The organism is Geomicrobium sediminis (genome assembly GCF_016908595.1).
GTDB classification, from domain to species: Bacteria; Bacillota; Bacilli; order Bacillales; family Marinococcaceae; genus Geomicrobium_A; species Geomicrobium_A sediminis.
Genome location: NZ_JAFBEC010000003.1, coordinates 1 through 14,989 on the forward strand (window position 1 = coordinate 1; position 14,989 = coordinate 14,989).

At 41.9% G+C, this 14,989-nt stretch carries 18 protein-coding genes and 1 riboswitch; of the genes, 12 read left to right on the forward strand and 6 right to left on the reverse strand.

All coding sequences use genetic code 11. The annotated features are described in order from the left end of the window. Positions 1–138: 138 nt before the first annotated feature. Positions 139–333, reverse strand: coding sequence for an alpha/beta-type small acid-soluble spore protein (locus tag JOD17_RS05475; RefSeq protein WP_042360907.1), 195 nt, complete (start codon positions 331–333; stop codon positions 139–141). Positions 334–488: 155 nt separating this feature from the next. Between JOD17_RS05475 and JOD17_RS05480 the strand changes: the two genes are divergently transcribed. Further along, a complete protein-coding gene (locus JOD17_RS05480; protein ID WP_204696105.1) occupies positions 489–1,511 on the forward strand; it encodes a serine hydrolase domain-containing protein in 1,023 nt (340 codons plus the stop codon). A gap of 82 nt (positions 1,512–1,593) precedes the next feature. On the opposite strand, the gene JOD17_RS05485 is transcribed toward JOD17_RS05480, so the two are convergent. Both JOD17_RS05485 and JOD17_RS05490 read right to left on the reverse strand, forming a co-directional pair. After that, a complete protein-coding gene (locus tag JOD17_RS05485; RefSeq protein ID WP_204696107.1) occupies positions 1,594–2,754 on the reverse strand; it encodes an MFS transporter in 1,161 nt (386 codons plus the stop codon). 81 nt (positions 2,755–2,835) lie between these two features. Then, a riboswitch (purine riboswitch) is annotated at positions 2,836–2,935 on the reverse strand. Positions 2,936–2,941: 6 nt separating this feature from the next. Further along, entirely contained in the window at positions 2,942–4,882 is a 1,941-nt protein-coding gene (locus JOD17_RS05490) for an ABC-F family ATP-binding cassette domain-containing protein (protein ID WP_204696108.1), read from the reverse strand. A 145-nt stretch (positions 4,883–5,027) separates the two neighbouring features. Here JOD17_RS05490 and JOD17_RS05495 point away from each other — a divergent pair, with 145 nt between their 5' ends. The 3 genes from JOD17_RS05495 to tatC are packed head-to-tail and all read left to right on the forward strand — an operon-like array spanning position 5,028 to position 6,650. Next, a complete protein-coding gene (locus JOD17_RS05495; protein ID WP_204696710.1) occupies positions 5,028–5,663 on the forward strand; it encodes a redox-sensing transcriptional repressor Rex in 636 nt (211 codons plus the stop codon). Between the two features lie 18 nt (positions 5,664–5,681). Then, a complete protein-coding gene (locus tag JOD17_RS05500; protein WP_081831901.1) occupies positions 5,682–5,846 on the forward strand; it encodes a twin-arginine translocase TatA/TatE family subunit in 165 nt (54 codons plus the stop codon). Between the two features lie 36 nt (positions 5,847–5,882). Beyond that, on the forward strand, positions 5,883–6,650 hold the full coding sequence (tatC, locus tag JOD17_RS05505) for a twin-arginine translocase subunit TatC (RefSeq protein ID WP_204696110.1): 768 nt from the start codon (positions 5,883–5,885) through the stop codon (positions 6,648–6,650). Positions 6,651–6,799: 149 nt separating this feature from the next. Here the strand turns inward: tatC and JOD17_RS05510 are convergent, their stop codons facing one another. Beyond that, positions 6,800–6,994 (reverse strand): DUF4305 domain-containing protein, encoded by a 195-nt coding sequence (locus JOD17_RS05510; RefSeq protein ID WP_042360910.1) that lies wholly within the window; start codon positions 6,992–6,994, stop codon positions 6,800–6,802. Next, positions 6,991–7,728 (reverse strand): CPBP family intramembrane glutamic endopeptidase, encoded by a 738-nt coding sequence (locus JOD17_RS05515; protein WP_042420781.1) that lies wholly within the window; start codon positions 7,726–7,728, stop codon positions 6,991–6,993. Before JOD17_RS05515 ends, JOD17_RS05510 begins: the two co-directional genes overlap by 4 nt. 267 nt (positions 7,729–7,995) lie before the next feature. On the opposite strand from JOD17_RS05515, the gene groES reads away from it, so the two are divergent. The 6 genes from groES (at position 7,996) to JOD17_RS05545 (ending at position 13,072) form a co-directional block, all read left to right on the forward strand. Continuing rightward, complete coding sequence (gene groES / locus JOD17_RS05520; protein ID WP_042360911.1) at positions 7,996–8,280, forward strand: co-chaperone GroES; 285 nt, start codon at positions 7,996–7,998, stop codon at positions 8,278–8,280. Positions 8,281–8,337: 57 nt separating this feature from the next. Further along, complete coding sequence (gene groL / locus JOD17_RS05525; protein WP_042360912.1) at positions 8,338–9,969, forward strand: chaperonin GroEL; 1,632 nt, start codon at positions 8,338–8,340, stop codon at positions 9,967–9,969. A gap of 114 nt (positions 9,970–10,083) precedes the next feature. Next, positions 10,084–10,689, forward strand: a complete 606-nt coding sequence (locus JOD17_RS05530) for a poly-gamma-glutamate hydrolase family protein (protein WP_204696111.1) — start codon at positions 10,084–10,086, stop codon at positions 10,687–10,689. 156 nt (positions 10,690–10,845) lie between these two features. After that, positions 10,846–12,342, forward strand: a complete 1,497-nt coding sequence (locus tag JOD17_RS05535) for an LVIVD repeat-containing protein (protein WP_204696112.1) — start codon at positions 10,846–10,848, stop codon at positions 12,340–12,342. Between the two features lie 144 nt (positions 12,343–12,486). After that, entirely contained in the window at positions 12,487–12,642 is a 156-nt protein-coding gene (locus tag JOD17_RS05540; RefSeq protein WP_169966713.1) for a hypothetical protein, read from the forward strand. Between the two features lie 70 nt (positions 12,643–12,712). Beyond that, a complete protein-coding gene (locus tag JOD17_RS05545; protein WP_204696113.1) occupies positions 12,713–13,072 on the forward strand; it encodes a hypothetical protein in 360 nt (119 codons plus the stop codon). Positions 13,073–13,169: 97 nt separating this feature from the next. Here JOD17_RS05545 and JOD17_RS05550 read toward each other — a convergent pair whose 3' ends face one another. Continuing rightward, positions 13,170–13,349: a YfhD family protein gene (locus tag JOD17_RS05550; RefSeq protein ID WP_204696114.1), complete on the reverse strand. Its 180-nt coding sequence runs from the start codon at positions 13,347–13,349 to the stop codon at positions 13,170–13,172. Between the two features lie 94 nt (positions 13,350–13,443). Between JOD17_RS05550 and JOD17_RS05555 the strand changes: the two genes are divergently transcribed. Both JOD17_RS05555 and JOD17_RS05560 read left to right on the forward strand, forming a co-directional pair. Continuing rightward, positions 13,444–14,163, forward strand: coding sequence for a sulfite exporter TauE/SafE family protein (locus tag JOD17_RS05555; protein ID WP_204696115.1), 720 nt, complete (start codon positions 13,444–13,446; stop codon positions 14,161–14,163). Positions 14,164–14,294: 131 nt separating this feature from the next. Further along, positions 14,295–14,960 (forward strand): potassium channel family protein, encoded by a 666-nt coding sequence (locus tag JOD17_RS05560; protein WP_204696117.1) that lies wholly within the window; start codon positions 14,295–14,297, stop codon positions 14,958–14,960. Positions 14,961–14,989: the final 29 nt, after the last annotated feature.

Here is a 14,989-nt window from a genome sequence, read left to right on the forward strand (position 1 = left end):
TTTCCGTTCTTTTCTCTATTATAACAAAGCGTGGTTATGATTCGGCGTCTATAAATAAGAAAAAGCTGTTGAGAAATGACTTTCTCAACAGCCTGACAAACGGGTTTGTACCGTTTGTGTTTTTTACGTATAGATGTATTAGTAGCTGCGTCCGCCTAATTGCTGTTCAGCCATTTGAACGAGACGTTTTGTGATTTCTCCTCCAACTGAACCGTTAGAACGAGAAGTTGTGTCTGGTCCAAGTTGAACGTTGAATTCAGATGCGATTTCCGCTTTCATTTGGTCAATGGCTTGTTGAGCACCTTGAGCAACGAGTTGGTTGTTGTTTGCCATATGTATCACCTCCATGGTCGTAGTGTGTGGTGAAATAGCAAAAATCACCGCACCAATTTATGGTAAGATCAACTCGACTTTATGAAGGTTAAGAAAAGGAATTCTTCTTTCGCTAAAGAATTGTAACTGTAACGATCTTTAAGAAGGAGGAAGCAATGGTGACTCATCATGATTTTCAGACGGTAAATGCGTTGAAACAGGATACGAACTTCTCTGGATCTATTCTAGTTCAGCAACATGAAAAAACACTCTTTTACGCTGATCACGGGTATGCAAACCGTGCTGAATGCATCCCCAATCATCGAGAAACGAAGTATGGGATTGCATCGGGATGTAAATGGTTCACAGCAATTGCGATTTGTATGCTCGTTGAGCGGGGGGAGTTAACGTTTGAGACGAAGATCAAAAAATACTTAGACAAAGATGTACCCCATGTAAGTGATGACATTACCGTGCATCATCTATTAACACATACATCAGGTATTGCTGATTATTTTGATGAAGATGAGATGGATGATTTTGAGGAATTATGGGTGACAAACCCGATGTATCGGTTAAGGACCATCGAGAGCTTTTTACCTCTCTTTATTGACCAGCCAATGAAACACCCTGTCGGGGAGCGGTTTCACTATAACAATGCTGGTTATATTCTTCTTGGGTGGCTGATTGAGCAGATTAGTAAAAAACCGTTTGCTGAATTTGTCCAAGAGGAAATTTTCGCTAAGGTAGGCATGAACAATTCGGGTTACTTTGAGCTCGATCGTTTGCCGCCATCGACAGCTAGTGGATACATTGATTTGCCTGATGGGGGCTATAAAACAAACATCTATTCTGTTCCAGTTAAAGGAGGCGCAGATGGAGGGGCTTATGTCACTGTTGATGATGTAGCGAAAATTTGGTTCAAAGTAATGCAAGAGGAATTGTTAAGTAAATCAATGACTGAGAAGTTACTCAAGATTCATGTACAAGGTGACGAAGACGATTACGGATATGGCGTGTGGATTCATCAAGGTGAGAAGGAAATCGTTCGCTATCATTTAATGGGGTACGACCCAGGTGTGAGTTTTCATACAGCATATTACCCAGAAAATGAGACTGTAGTTGTTGTCTGTTCGAATCAGTCGGAAGGGGCGTATGAGATTATGGAAGCCATTGAGGATGCGATTGGGAAGAGGTAGCTAGCAGTTTCCCAACAATACGCGCTGGTTTTTCTCAATAAAAAGGAAGCGACCTAAAGCGGTCGCTTCCTTTTATATTCCGTTATTGGCTAGCTACTTCAGTCGACGGTTGTCTGAGTGAAATAAAGGCAAACGCTAACGCAACGAGAACGAGCATAGCGCCAAACATCGGTAGCGTATAGATTGAACCGGTGAATGTTAACACGAGACCACCGATAAAAGAACCCATTGCAATTCCAAGTTGAAGCGCAGACGTATTTAAACTCTGTTGAATATCAGATGTCTCAGGTGCAGATTGGATGAGGTAGTTTTGCATTGCTGGTGTTAACGCCCAGCTTAGTCCTCCCCAAAGTGCTGCAAAGAGTAAGAAGACGACAAGATACCCAGTTAGTGCAGGGAGTAACAATAACACGATCGCAAACGCAGAAACGACGGTTAAAATGGAACGTTTAGAGCCTAACTTATCGCTCATAATTCCTCCAAATGCGTTCCCGCCAATGGATGCAACACCGATTATAAAGTACGCCACACTGACCCATAAAGGTTCTAGACCGAAGGCTTCTTCTAAAAACGGTGTAAAGTACGCGTAAACGACATAGTGACCAGCTAGCATAAAGAGCGTCACTAAATGTGCCGTACTAATCTTTACAGATGCGAGTGATTTTACTTGGTCACGTAAAGGAACCACCTTCTCCACTGGCATCTTCTCAAGTAATAAACTAATAAGAAGAAAAGATAAAAACGATAACAATGCAATTCCGAGGAAGACCGTTCTCCACCCGAATGCTTCAGTCAGAAAGATTCCGACAGGTACACCGAGGACAAGGGATGAGCTAATACCCATAAAGACAAGCCCAATCGCTTTGGCGCGGTGTTCAGGTTTGACAATTTTAGCTGTAATCGTCAGTGATAAGACAACAACGAGTGCTGTACTCATCGCTGTGATCACTCGAGCGATCATGACGAGCGCAAATGAAGTACTAAAGAATGTCATAATATTTCCAAGCGTGAAAATGACAAGCGCCCATAAATACAGTTTCTTACGCTCCACTTTCGCGGTCATTGAGATGAGCACAGGTGCGCTAATCGCATAAACGAGTGCGAAAACAGTAATGAGTTGACCTGCTGATGCAATTGTAATCCCAAGGTCGTCAGCGATGACAGGTAAAATACCACCAACGATCAGTTCGACGAGACCGACAGAAAATGCAGCAGCGGCGAGAATGTAAACTCTCCAATTCATCTAGATCCATCCTTTACAAAAGAAATTCGCCTGTCATTTTGTAAACGGATTTTGGGCATAAAAAAATCCTGATTACAAAAATGAAATGCGTAACATTTTTGTAATCAGGAATTATCGGTTCCTGGTAGAGACCCTCAAACCATATTATTGAGGTTATACAACAGTGATGAATTGTAGCATGAAACGATTAGGTCTGCAACTCTTGCCATTCATCTAGAAGTTGCTCGATCATTTTCTCATTACGTTCGAGCTCGCTTTGAACGTCAGTCGCTTTTGCGTAGTCTTCATAAACATCAGGTTGTAGCAATTGTGCTTGCAACGCTTCATTCTGCTCTTCGAGTGTTTCAACTTCCGCTTCAAGGGCATCAATGCGACGCTGGCGCTTACGTGCTTCTTTTTTGTCTTCTTTTCCTTGAATAAAGTCTTGTTTGGCGATTTGAGAAGAATTACTTTCGGTCGTTGTAGGTGTATGTTCTTCTTGTTCTAGTTCTAATAGACGTACTCGTTCTTCTTCTTCCGTCTTTTTCTCAATATAATAATCGTAATTGCCAAGGTATTCATCGAGCTGACCGTCTTGAAATTCGAGTGTGCGTGTTGAGAGTCGGTTTAAGAAATAACGGTCGTGCGAGACGAAGATCATCGTTCCAGGATAATCAAGCAAGGCTTCCTCAAGAACTTCTTTACTATCTAAATCAAGATGGTTTGTTGGCTCATCGAACAGCAGTAAGTTCGCTTCTTTCATCATGAGCTTGGAAAGAACGAGTCGAGCTTTTTCACCACCACTTAAGCTTTTTACAGGCTTTAATACCTCATCACCTGTAAAAAGAAAACGCCCGAGCACCGTACGGATATCCCGTTCATAGACATGAGGGTATTCATCCCACAACTCTTGTAAAACGGTTTTCTTAGAGTTCAGGTCGGACTGTTCTTGGTCATAATACCCGACGGTTACTTTACTGCCGAGCATAATCTCGCCTTCAGTCGGTAGAAAGCGACCACCCAACAGTTTGAGTAGTGTTGATTTTCCTGTTCCGTTTGGACCGATAAACGCGACACTCTCACCACGACTGACAGCGAGTTGCAGTTGGTTAAGAATTGGCTTATCACCGTATGAGAAAGAAAGATCTTTCGCACGAATGACATCGTTTCCGCTCTTCTCCTTAATCGAAAAGGCGATCGTTGCACTTTTTTGATCAGATTGAGGTGCGTGAATACGGTCCATCGTTTCTAGTTTACGCCGTCGACTTTGTGCACGTTTCGTCGTTGATGCTCGAGCGAGGTTCTTTTGAACGAATGTCTCCAGTTTTTCAATTTCACCTTGTTGCTTTTCATAGGCTTTTTGTTGAAGATCCGCTTGTTTATCGCGTTCTATGAGAAAATCTGTATAGTTCCCGTGGTACACGTTTGCTTTCGTATGCACGACTTCGTAAACTTTCGTCACGATACGATCGAGAAAGTAACGGTCATGGGATACAACGAGTACAGCTCCGTCATAACCATTTAAGAAGTTCTCAAGCCACGTCAGCGTCTTAATATCCAAGTGGTTGGTCGGCTCATCAAGAATGAGCAAATCAGGCTTAGTGAGAAGTAATTTCGCAAGTGCGAGTCTCGTTTTCTGACCACCACTAAGACTTTGAATCGGCTCATCATAGCTAAAAGAATCAAAGTTAAGACCTGCTAAAATACTACGAATATCAGCTTCATAGCGAAAGCCACCTGAAGATTGAAATTCTTCTTGTTTCGCATCATAAAGTTTCATAATGTCGTCGTATTTGGTCTGGTCTGAATAGACTGCAGGATCAGCGATTTGTTCTTCAAGAGAACGCAGCTCTTTCTCAAGCTGAATGGTCCCTTCAAACACCGAAAGCATTTCGTCCCAAATGCTTTTTGAAGAGTTCATCCCTGTATCTTGTGCGAGAAAGCCGAGTGAGACTGCTTTTGGAATGATCACGTCTCCGTGATCATAGGAAAGTTCACCCGTAATAATCTTTAATAGAGTTGTTTTTCCGCTACCATTTCTTCCAACGAGTGCGACACGTTCTCCACTTTTGATTTCTAACTTTATATCTTGTAGGATGGTGTCCACACCAAAGGATTTGGTCACGCGATCACATTGTAATAGAATCAATTGTCTCATTCCTTAGACAGAAGTTGCTAAGTTAAAGGTATAAGACATTCCTAGTCTGGTCAAGCCTGAATGATACCAATGGAAGCGGTCCCTTTTGAATCGTGCTATAATGAAGCATGAGAGTATGAAAGGAAAGGGCATGCCTATGGACGATCAACAGAAAATACCACAAGCTACTGCGAAACGCTTGCCACTTTATTTTCGATACCTCGAGAATTTGCATGCAGCTGGAAAGCTTCGAGTGTCCTCAACTGAGCTAAGTGAGGCCGTGAAAATTGATTCTGCAACGATTCGACGTGATTTTTCCTATTTTGGAGCACTCGGTCGTAAAGGATATGGCTACGATGTTCAATATTTGTTGTCATTTTTTCGCAAAACACTCGATCAAGATGAGACAACTCATGTTATATTAATTGGGGTCGGGAATTTAGGCAAAGCATTACTCAATTACAATTTTGCAAAAAATAATAGCACGCAAATTGTGCGTGCCTTTGATGTAGACCGTCAGCTCGTTGGACAGAGTATTGGCGGTGTGAAGATCGATCATATGGATGAGCTAGAACGTGAGATTGATGACCGTGTTCGTGCAGCAATTATTACAGTTCCGTCAACGACTGCTCAAGTCGTAGCAGACCGACTAGCACAAACTGGGATCCAAGGGATATTGAACTTTACTCCAACACGCCTTAGTGTGCCAGAACACATTCGTGTTCATCATATTGATTTGTCAATCGAGTTACAATCACTCGTATATTTCCTTAAGCATTATCCACTTTCGTAAATAAGGAGTGAAGTCACCATGAATATTGGATTTGGAAGTATTATCGTCATTCTCATCGCCGCATTCCTCGTCTTTGGACCGAATAAGCTACCAGAAGTCGGCCGGGCAACAGGAAGTGCAGTTCGAGAATTTAAGAAAGCAACACAAAACATCTTAAATGAGAAGAATAACAACGAAAAGTAAAGCAAACGCTTTTCACATAAAGAAGGACGGGTGTAGATGAAGAACCAACGAGACATGCCTTTTCTCGCCCATTTTGAAGAATTAAGAAAACGCGTGATTACTACCGCGATCTTTTTAGTGATCGGTATGATCGGTGGATTCTTAATGGCTCCGACCGTCATCGAATACTTACAAAACATTCCACAAGCACAAGATTTCCCGATGAACGCATTTCAACTAACTGACCCGTTACAAGTGTATATTAACTTCGCATTTGTCATCGGTCTCATTATTATCGTTCCAGTCATTCTTTACCAAACGTGGGCCTTTATCGCCCCGGGACTCGGTGAGAAGGAACGGAAAGTTACGTTATCGTATATTCCATTTGCGATTATTTTGTTCCTCGGTGGAATTGCATTTGCTTATTATATTCTTGTTCCTTATTTGTTAGAGTTTCTAGCGAATATTGGGGAAACGTTGAATATTACAGAGCAGTACGGGATTAAGGAATATTTCTCATTTTTATTCCGATTAACGATCCCATTCGGGTTTTTGTTCCAACTTCCTGTTCTAATTATGTTCTTAACGAGACTCGGACTGATCACACCGATGTTTCTCCATAAAATCCGAAAGTACGCGTACTTTGGTTTGCTCGTCATTGCAGCCTTTATTACGCCGCCAGAACTCGTTTCGCACATCATGGTCACTGTACCATTACTTCTTCTCTACGAACTGAGCTTAGTCATCTCACGAGCTGTCTATCGCAAACGTTTGAAGGAAGAGGCAGAAGCACAACGAGAAATGGCAGACAATTATACAGAGTAACCCCCGAAGCGTCAGTTGACGCCTTGGGGTTTTTTTGGATTTAGGAGGGAACGATCGTCGCCAAAATTCATAACTACGTGTTGCTCGATCACATCACCTAGACAAAAACCCCCGCACAAAAGAACACGTCTTTTGTGCGGGGGCTTTTATTAGTGCGATGAAGTCTTGGAACGCATTCGTTTGACGTGATGCCACGTGAGCATGTAATCCACTGCAGCGATCGCAATGAACATGAACGCGATGAAATCCCAACCTTCCACTTGTACGTGTAAAATGGCGAACAAGACAAACAAATTTGCTGCGAAAAAATAAAGGAAGCTTAAGATTGCTGGCGAAACTCTCATAGGAACAATCCTAGCCAGCCTGTAATGAGTTGTGTCGTCTGCTCCATTTGCTCCATCATGTCAAGGACGTCATATCCGAGGTATTCTAAGAGAATCGGAACAGCTGCCCAGGCGTTCATTAAGCAGTGTGCAATAATCGGAACGATAATGCGGTTGGACTTTACGTACACGTATGCAAATGCAAAACCAGCACCTGCGTAGACGAGGATGTTCGAGAATTCCATATGGACGACAGAAAATGCTAGTGAACTAAGCGCAGCTGCAAAGAAAAAGTTCATATGCTTGTACAGCTTACCGAAGATAACTTGTCGGAAGAGAATTTCTTCCATAATCGGTCCGAAGACGACGACCGCAAGTAGCATAATCGGGAATGAATTCATCATGTCTAATAACATGGCTGTGTTTTCTGATCCGGCAGGGACGCCGAATAACGCCGACTGAATAAGGAACGCGACTTGTTGACCGACAATGGCGAGGAGAACACCGAGAAAGATCAATCCGATTGTAACGCCTACACCGGAACGCGGACGATCTGCGCGCATAAGTGGATTGGCATTGCGGATTAAGAACAGCATAACAATGGCCCCTAGAGCGAATGCGAGAACGATCGAATACACGAATGATTCGCCTGGTTCCATCCCCATTAAGGCAAAAATAATCGCGAAGCCAACACTACCAAACTGTGCAACTAAAAATGTCACACCGATTAACCAATATCGTAAGGTGTAGCTCAAGGTCAAAACCCCTTTGATGTCATTCTTTAGATCAGTATGTGAAAGTTCATGAACTTCTATCAATCATATTGTAGCATGGTGAAGAAGATGTTGTCCGATTCCAAAAATCATAAAAAATAATCATTAAGGGGCTTGCAAAATTTAGGCGAAACTTTTATCATAGAAACTGGAATTAGCACTCGGCTAATGTGAGTGCTAATAACGTAATGATAGTAGCTGTTGTCAGAACAAGTTACTTACCACATAACCCAAAGGAGGTTGTTTTCCTTGTTAAAACCATTAGGTGATCGTATTGTTATTGAACTAATTGAGCAAGAAGAACAAACAGCGAGCGGAATCGTTCTTCCGGATTCTGCAAAGGAAAAGCCGCAAGAAGGTAAAGTAGTTGCTGTCGGTACTGGCCGAGTAACTGAAAATGGTGAGAAAGTAGCGCCAGAAGTAAGCGCAGGCGACTCTATTATCTTTTCTAAATACGCAGGTACTGAAGTGAAGCACGGAGACAGTGAATACTTGATCTTACGTGAAAGTGATATTCTTGCCATTATTGGCTAAATACAGATTATCGTAGGTGTAACACCTACTCATTTTAATTCTTAGGAGGTTGCTATTATGGCTAAAGATATTCGTTATAGTGAAGATGCACGTCGCGCAATGCTAAGCGGTGTTGACAAGCTTGCTAACACGGTAAAAGTAACGCTAGGACCTAAAGGTCGTAACGTCGTTCTTGAGAAGAAATTCGGTTCGCCACTCATTACAAATGACGGTGTAACGATCGCAAAAGAAATCGAACTTGAAGACAACTTTGAGAACATGGGTGCTCAACTCGTTTCTGAAGTTGCAAGCAAGACAAACGATATCGCTGGTGACGGTACTACGACAGCGACAGTTCTTGCACAAGCGATGATTCAAGAAGGACTTAAAAACGTAACGTCTGGTGCAAATCCGATGGGCGTTCGTCGTGGAATTGAGAAAGCAACAGCAGTAGCTGTTGAAGAACTTCAAAAGATCTCTCGCGAGATTGAAGGTCGCGATTCCATTAAGCAAGTTGCTTCTGTATCAGCAAACGACGAAGAAGTCGGCGAATTCATTGCTGAAGCAATGAGCCGCGTTGGTAACGACGGCGTTATCACAGTTGAAGAATCTAAAGGATTTACAACTGAACTTGAAGTCGTTGAAGGTATGCAATTCGATCGTGGATACGCATCTCCTTACATGGTAACAGACAACGAGAAAATGGAAGCGGAACTTGAGAACCCTTACGTTCTTATTACTGATAAGAAGATCTCAAACATCCAAGAAGTCCTTCCAGTTCTTGAGCAAGTTGTTCAACAAAATCGTCCGATCCTCATCATCGCTGAAGATGTTGAAGGTGAAGCACTTGCAACACTCGTGTTGAACAAACTTCGTGGAACATTCAACGCTGTTGCTGTTAAAGCTCCTGGCTTTGGTGACCGCCGTAAAGCAATGCTTGAAGACATTGCAATCCTTACTGGTGGTACGGTTCTTACAGAAGATCTTGGACATGATCTTAAGTCTGCAACGATTGATCAACTCGGTCGCGCATCGAAGATCGTCGTTACAAAAGACAACACGACAGTGGTTGAAGGTGCTGGACAACCAGACCAAATTACTGGCCGTGTAAACCAAATCAAATCACAAGTTGAAGAAACAACATCTGAATTTGATCGTGAGAAACTTCAAGAGCGTCTTGCGAAGCTTTCAGGTGGTGTAGCAGTTCTTAAAGTTGGTGCTGCTTCTGAAACTGAAATGAAAGAGCGTAAACTCCGCATTGAAGATGCCTTGAACTCAACACGTGCAGCGGTTGAAGAAGGTATGGTTTCTGGTGGTGGAACAGCGTTCGTTAACGTTTACAACTCAGTAAAAGCAGTTGAAGCAACAGGTGATGAAGCAACAGGTGTGAACATCGTTCTTCACGCACTACAAGCACCAGTTCGTCAAATCGCTCATAACGCAGGTCTTGAAGGATCCGTAATCGTTGAGCGCCTTAAAGGCGAAGAAATTGGTGTTGGTTACAACGCAGCAACTGATGAGTGGGTAAACATGTTCGAAGCAGGAATTGTTGACCCAACAAAAGTTACGCGTTCAGCACTACAAAATGCAGCTTCTGTATCTGCATTATTCCTAACAACTGAAGCAGTCGTTGCTGATCTTCCAGACGAAGATGGCGGCGCTGGTATGCCTGATATGGGCGGAATGGGTGGAATGCCAGGAATGATGTAATTCCTGCACACCCTGATCTAGCAACGGTTTGCTTGCCCACAAGCCTTGTGCGATCTACTTTTATATGTCACATTCCAGACCTCCTCACACCGCGTGAGGGGGTTTTTAATATAGGTGGTGAACAATCTGGATCTCTATCAAAATTACAAACAACTAAGCCAAAATGAAAAAGGAAACTATCGCATTCAATATATTGCTAGACCCACGATGTTTATTGCTCCACACGGGGGAGGAATTGAACCAGGTACGAGTGAACTTGCGATGTACACAGCCAATGTAACTGGTGGGGGCTATTACGTATTTGAAGGTTTGAAGCGTAAAAACAATGAAACGTTGCATCTTACTTCGACAAATTTTGATGAACCAATTGCTGTGAACGTAGTGAAGCGTTCTACGATAACGGTCGCTTTTCATGGATTAGAAGGGAATGAACGAGTGACTTGGGTTGGGGGAAAAGATACTGCACTAGCAAAAAAAATTGCATCTGAACTTAAACACCAAGGATTTTCTGTTAAATGGGCACGGGATCGCCTTAAAGGCACGTCACCGTTAAACATTGTGAATCGAAATCAACAAGGGCAAGGTGTACAACTGGAAGTCAGTTTGGGGGAGCGTCGGTCATTTTTCACAGACTTTACATTAAGAGGGAGAGGACGTTCAATCACTCCTCGTTTTCTTCGATACGTAGCTGCCATTCAAAAAGCCATCAAAGATCAGTAATAAGACGAAAGCAATATTGCTGATCTCTGTAACAATGGTCTATACGATAAGTGAGACGTAAGATTCACTAAGACCAAAGTTCATATAATCATACTATTAAAATTAAACATAATATTTTGTAAAATTAACATGATTAAATAAAAAAGGAGTGATTCTTTGTATCGATTTGTCAAAAATACGACGATTGTTGGTGTTGCAGCAGCACTTGCCTTTGGGGCTCCAATTGCACAAGCGTGTAACTTAGGTCCTGAAGAACATGGCCAAGGAATTGTTAAACCCGTTGAACCAGGTCCTGAACACACATCAGGTGAAGCAGAAATTGTGATGCATAGTGGTCAGTTTACAGAGGTAACAGAAATTGCGGCAGTTGAACTAGAGGAGATCGACGGCGTTAGTGTTACGACAGCAGACGTGTATGCCCACAAAGATCATGCCTACTTAGGAACACATCGTGGTGCAAGGTCAAATGAAGGTGTTCGTGTTTTTGATATGAGTGACCCACATAACCCTGAAGAAGTGGCAGTTTTCGCTAATGATATTCCTGGAACTTGGCAGGAAAAGGTGATTGTGAAATCTGTGGATACGCCACACTTCACGGGTGATTTGGCAGTGGTTAGTTTGCAGAAGTATAACCAAGATGAAACGGAACAATCAGGTACAGCCATTTATGATGTAACAAACCCAGAACGACCGATGCAACTGGGTTACTATGAATTGCCTGTCGACGTGTTGACCGGGACTCATGAATTGTATTTAACAACTCAGGAAGACCGGGCAATTCTACTTTTAGCAAACATCTATGCGGATTATTACACAGAAGGTGACTATCATGATTTTACTGTTGTTGATGTAAGTGACCCAGCAAATCCAGAGCACTTATACAATTGGGATCCTCGTGAATTGGTAGAAGCAGAAGATTTCGATGGGATGAATTATACAGATGAAGACGGTGCAGAGCGTACTGCCTTTGCTCACAGTGTAATCACGGACAAAAAAGGTGAATATGCCTACATTTCTTATTGGGATTTAGGCACGATTATTATGGATATTCGAAATCCAGATCAACCAGAAGTTGTTGGTCATACGACGTTTGAGCGTGATGTTCAAGGGGCTGCACATAGTGCCGCACTTGCCCACGACGATACAATTCTCATTGAGACGAGAGAGGTATTCGAGCCAGATCCAGATGACCCAGAATTCGAACGGGGATGGGGATATACGCGCATTTATGATATTTCAGATAAGAGTAATCCAGAGTTAATTAGTGATATTCGCTCAGATAATTCGATGGAACAAATTAAAGAAGGTGAACGTGAACGAGGAACGTATACCGTGCATGATCCAAAAGTAGAAGGAGATAAACTTTATTTATCTCACTATAGCGATGGCATTCGTCTCGTTGATATTTCCAATCCTCATAAACCTAGAGAAGTAGCGTCTTACGTACCGAGTGCAGCAAACGTGTGGGGTGTCTTCATTTATGGTGATTATATTCTCGGTTCAGACATGGGGAGCGGTTTGAAAGTACTTGATGTGAACTGGGGGACAGCTCCTGGAGGACCACCAACGTATACGACGCCACGAGATCGTATGACGACGAGTCTAACTGGTATTCAACCGATGATATTTAGTGCACTTACGTTCTCGCGATAAATGAATTGTAAAGTAAGCCTTAGTCAAAAGGACTAAGGCTTACTTTTTGTTTTACTACGACCAATGTCTGAAAGCAATTCAACCTAGGAGCTGACGTTTAGTTTTTGCGGATTGTGTATCTTTAAAGTATAGGAGTGGATACTGATGAGAATACACATATTTCTTTGGACATTGTTGATCCAAAAGCGAGTCCATTCGCAAGAAGATTTACAAAAAATGTATGAAAATGAAAAGCGTATAGAAGAATTAAATCAAAGGTACAACCAAGTACAGAAGAAGTTTTGGTCGAATGGCCTGTAGATATTGCCAGCAATTGTCTTAAGTAAGATGATACAAATTAGGGTAGCTTACAAAAAAAGGAGGTGCTTTTGTGAGGGCTATCGGAATGGTTGCATCACTGGTTATTTTACTTTCACAACCACTCATTGAGTTCCCCGATCACCACGAATTTCAAGGTGATGAACCGATTCATCAATTGATTATCTCTCTTTTATCAGATGAAATTGCTCACGTTATGGTTGAAGAAGAAAAAGAGTATCGGACTGAAGACGCTGATGTTGTTGATGTTAAGTGGCATGAAGAAGATGCTGAAATTACGATTAAGCTTCTGTCTAATACAAATGAACAGCCTATTTCTCACGTCATTGATACGCTAACGTTTGAGATTTCGAATGGTGAAGTTGAACTGACTCATCATCAATCAGAAGCGATCTGCTTGACGCCAAAGTAAAAACTCGCAGACGATCTTAACGTTTGTGAGTTTTTACTTTGGCATCAAGTAATAAAGTAAGACCAACTCCGTTTATGCGGAGTTGGTCTTACTTTTATTAATGAGAGTCACGTTCTTCTACTTCTTGGGCTCTACGCTGTGCAACTAAGTCATCCAAGTCTGCTAGTTCCTCAGAATATTCGACGTACTCGCCGTCAGCTTCTTTTAGATAAGCAGGAGTTTGTGATAACTTTCGTTTGTCTTTTCTTTTGTTGTTTCTCGTTTGACCACGTGTCATAAAGAACGCCCCCTCAACGAGTAGGATTGTGTTTTTAGGACGATTTTATGCTGGTTGGTTATGGTAAAATTAATGTAAGTAAGAAGGTGAAGGTATGGAGTTATTGGCGTTTTTTAGTATTGTATTTGTGGCAGCGATTTTACAGACGAGTACGGGGTTTGGATTTTCGATTTTAGCTACGCCGTTTTTGTTGTTGTTGTTTGAACCTGTCGTAGCAATCCAAATAAATTTAGTACTTTCGTTAATCATTTCATTTTGTTTGTATCCAGCGGTGAAGAGTGGATCAAATAAAAACGTATTGTTGCGGCTATGGGCTAGTGCAGTAATTGGGTTACCCGTAGGGATCTTTATTTTACAAATCATGCATGTGGATGCTCTAAAGGCGATGATTGCAGTTCTTATGATCATTTTAACGATTCTTTTACTTAATCAGATATCGTTTGCTGCGACGAAAGGTCGGGAGTATGTTGTTGGAGGGGTATCAGGGCTGCTCACTTCCAGTATTGGGATGCCGGGGCCGCCCCTTCTCATTTATTTAAGCGGAACAGGTGCTTCAAAAGCGTATACGAGAGCGACAACACTAACGTTCTTCCTTGGTGTGTACTTAGTGACAATTGTTGCTCAGATGATGACAATCGGTACGGAATTCGTCGTTTGGGAATATAGTTTGTATGCGTTGCCGGTCGTGCTTTTAGGGTTGTTCATCGGGAAGAATTTGTACCCGAAGTTAAATGCAAAGGTATTTCAAATGATTGTATATGGATTGCTGTTGTTTACGGCATCTTATTTATTAATTGAAGTATTGTTTTTATAGAAATGTTCCGTTATACTCAGTAAAACTATACGTAAGCAAATTTGGTGGAGCCTGTCAGTTTAGGATATTTATGTCCTTTTGACAGGTTTTGTTGTTTTACTACATAAATATGGGGTGAAGGAGAGAACCAGATGAAAAGTGAATATGTTGTCATCGGATTAGGACGATTTGGAATGAGCGTTGCTAAAACATTAATTCAAAATGGTCATGAAGTTTTAGCAATTGATAAAGACGAACATACCGTACAAGAAATCAGTAGTGATGCAACGTATGCAGTACAAATTGACTCCACCGACGAGATGGCTTTAGAACAATTAGGGATTCATAAATACGCACATGCCATTGTCGGAATTGGAGAAGATTTACAAGCAAGTATTTTAACGACGTTATTGTTAAAAGAAATGGAAGTTGGAAGAATAACGGCTAAGGCTAAAGACGAGCATCACGGAAAAGTATTATCTAAAATCGGCGCCGACCATGTTATCTTTCCAGAACGAGACATGGGGAAACGGTTAGGAAACTTATTAAGCTCTAACAATCTAATTGATTACCTCGAACTGTCTGTTGATTATAATATGGAAGAGATTCGCGCTCCACGAGGGATGGGAGGAAAAACAATTCTCGAATTGGATCTAAATCGGAAATACGGCTGTATTATTATTGCGATCAAAGATGAATTCGAAAAAGTAAACATATCACCAAATGCGAACGACCTTATTCGTGAAGGGGATATCCTTATGATTGTAGGCAAGCATCAAGCGATCCAGAAGTTACACAAAGACTATACAAAGCATTAAATAAGTTGATTCTGTAGTAAGAAGGTGCG

Bases quoted from the DNA above. Each gene is read 5' to 3' on its own strand.
- JOD17_RS05475 (WP_042360907.1), bottom strand. From the start codon at position 333: ATGGCAAACAACAACCAACTCGTTGCTCAAGGTGCTCAACAAGCCATT.
- JOD17_RS05480 (WP_204696105.1), top strand. From the start codon at position 489: ATGGTGACTCATCATGATTTTCAGACGGTAAATGCGTTGAAACAGGAT.
- JOD17_RS05485 (WP_204696107.1), bottom strand. From the start codon at position 2,754: ATGAATTGGAGAGTTTACATTCTCGCCGCTGCTGCATTTTCTGTCGGT.
- JOD17_RS05495 (WP_204696710.1), top strand. From the start codon at position 5,028: ATGGACGATCAACAGAAAATACCACAAGCTACTGCGAAACGCTTGCCA.
- JOD17_RS05500 (WP_081831901.1), top strand. From the start codon at position 5,682: ATGAATATTGGATTTGGAAGTATTATCGTCATTCTCATCGCCGCATTC.
- tatC (WP_204696110.1), top strand. From the start codon at position 5,883: ATGAAGAACCAACGAGACATGCCTTTTCTCGCCCATTTTGAAGAATTA.
- JOD17_RS05510 (WP_042360910.1), bottom strand. From the start codon at position 6,994: ATGAGAGTTTCGCCAGCAATCTTAAGCTTCCTTTATTTTTTCGCAGCA.
- groL (WP_042360912.1), top strand. From the start codon at position 8,338: ATGGCTAAAGATATTCGTTATAGTGAAGATGCACGTCGCGCAATGCTA.
- JOD17_RS05540 (WP_169966713.1), top strand. From the start codon at position 12,487: ATGAGAATACACATATTTCTTTGGACATTGTTGATCCAAAAGCGAGTC.
- JOD17_RS05550 (WP_204696114.1), bottom strand. From the start codon at position 13,349: ATGACACGTGGTCAAACGAGAAACAACAAAAGAAAAGACAAACGAAAG.
- JOD17_RS05555 (WP_204696115.1), top strand. From the start codon at position 13,444: ATGGAGTTATTGGCGTTTTTTAGTATTGTATTTGTGGCAGCGATTTTA.
- JOD17_RS05560 (WP_204696117.1), top strand. From the start codon at position 14,295: ATGAAAAGTGAATATGTTGTCATCGGATTAGGACGATTTGGAATGAGC.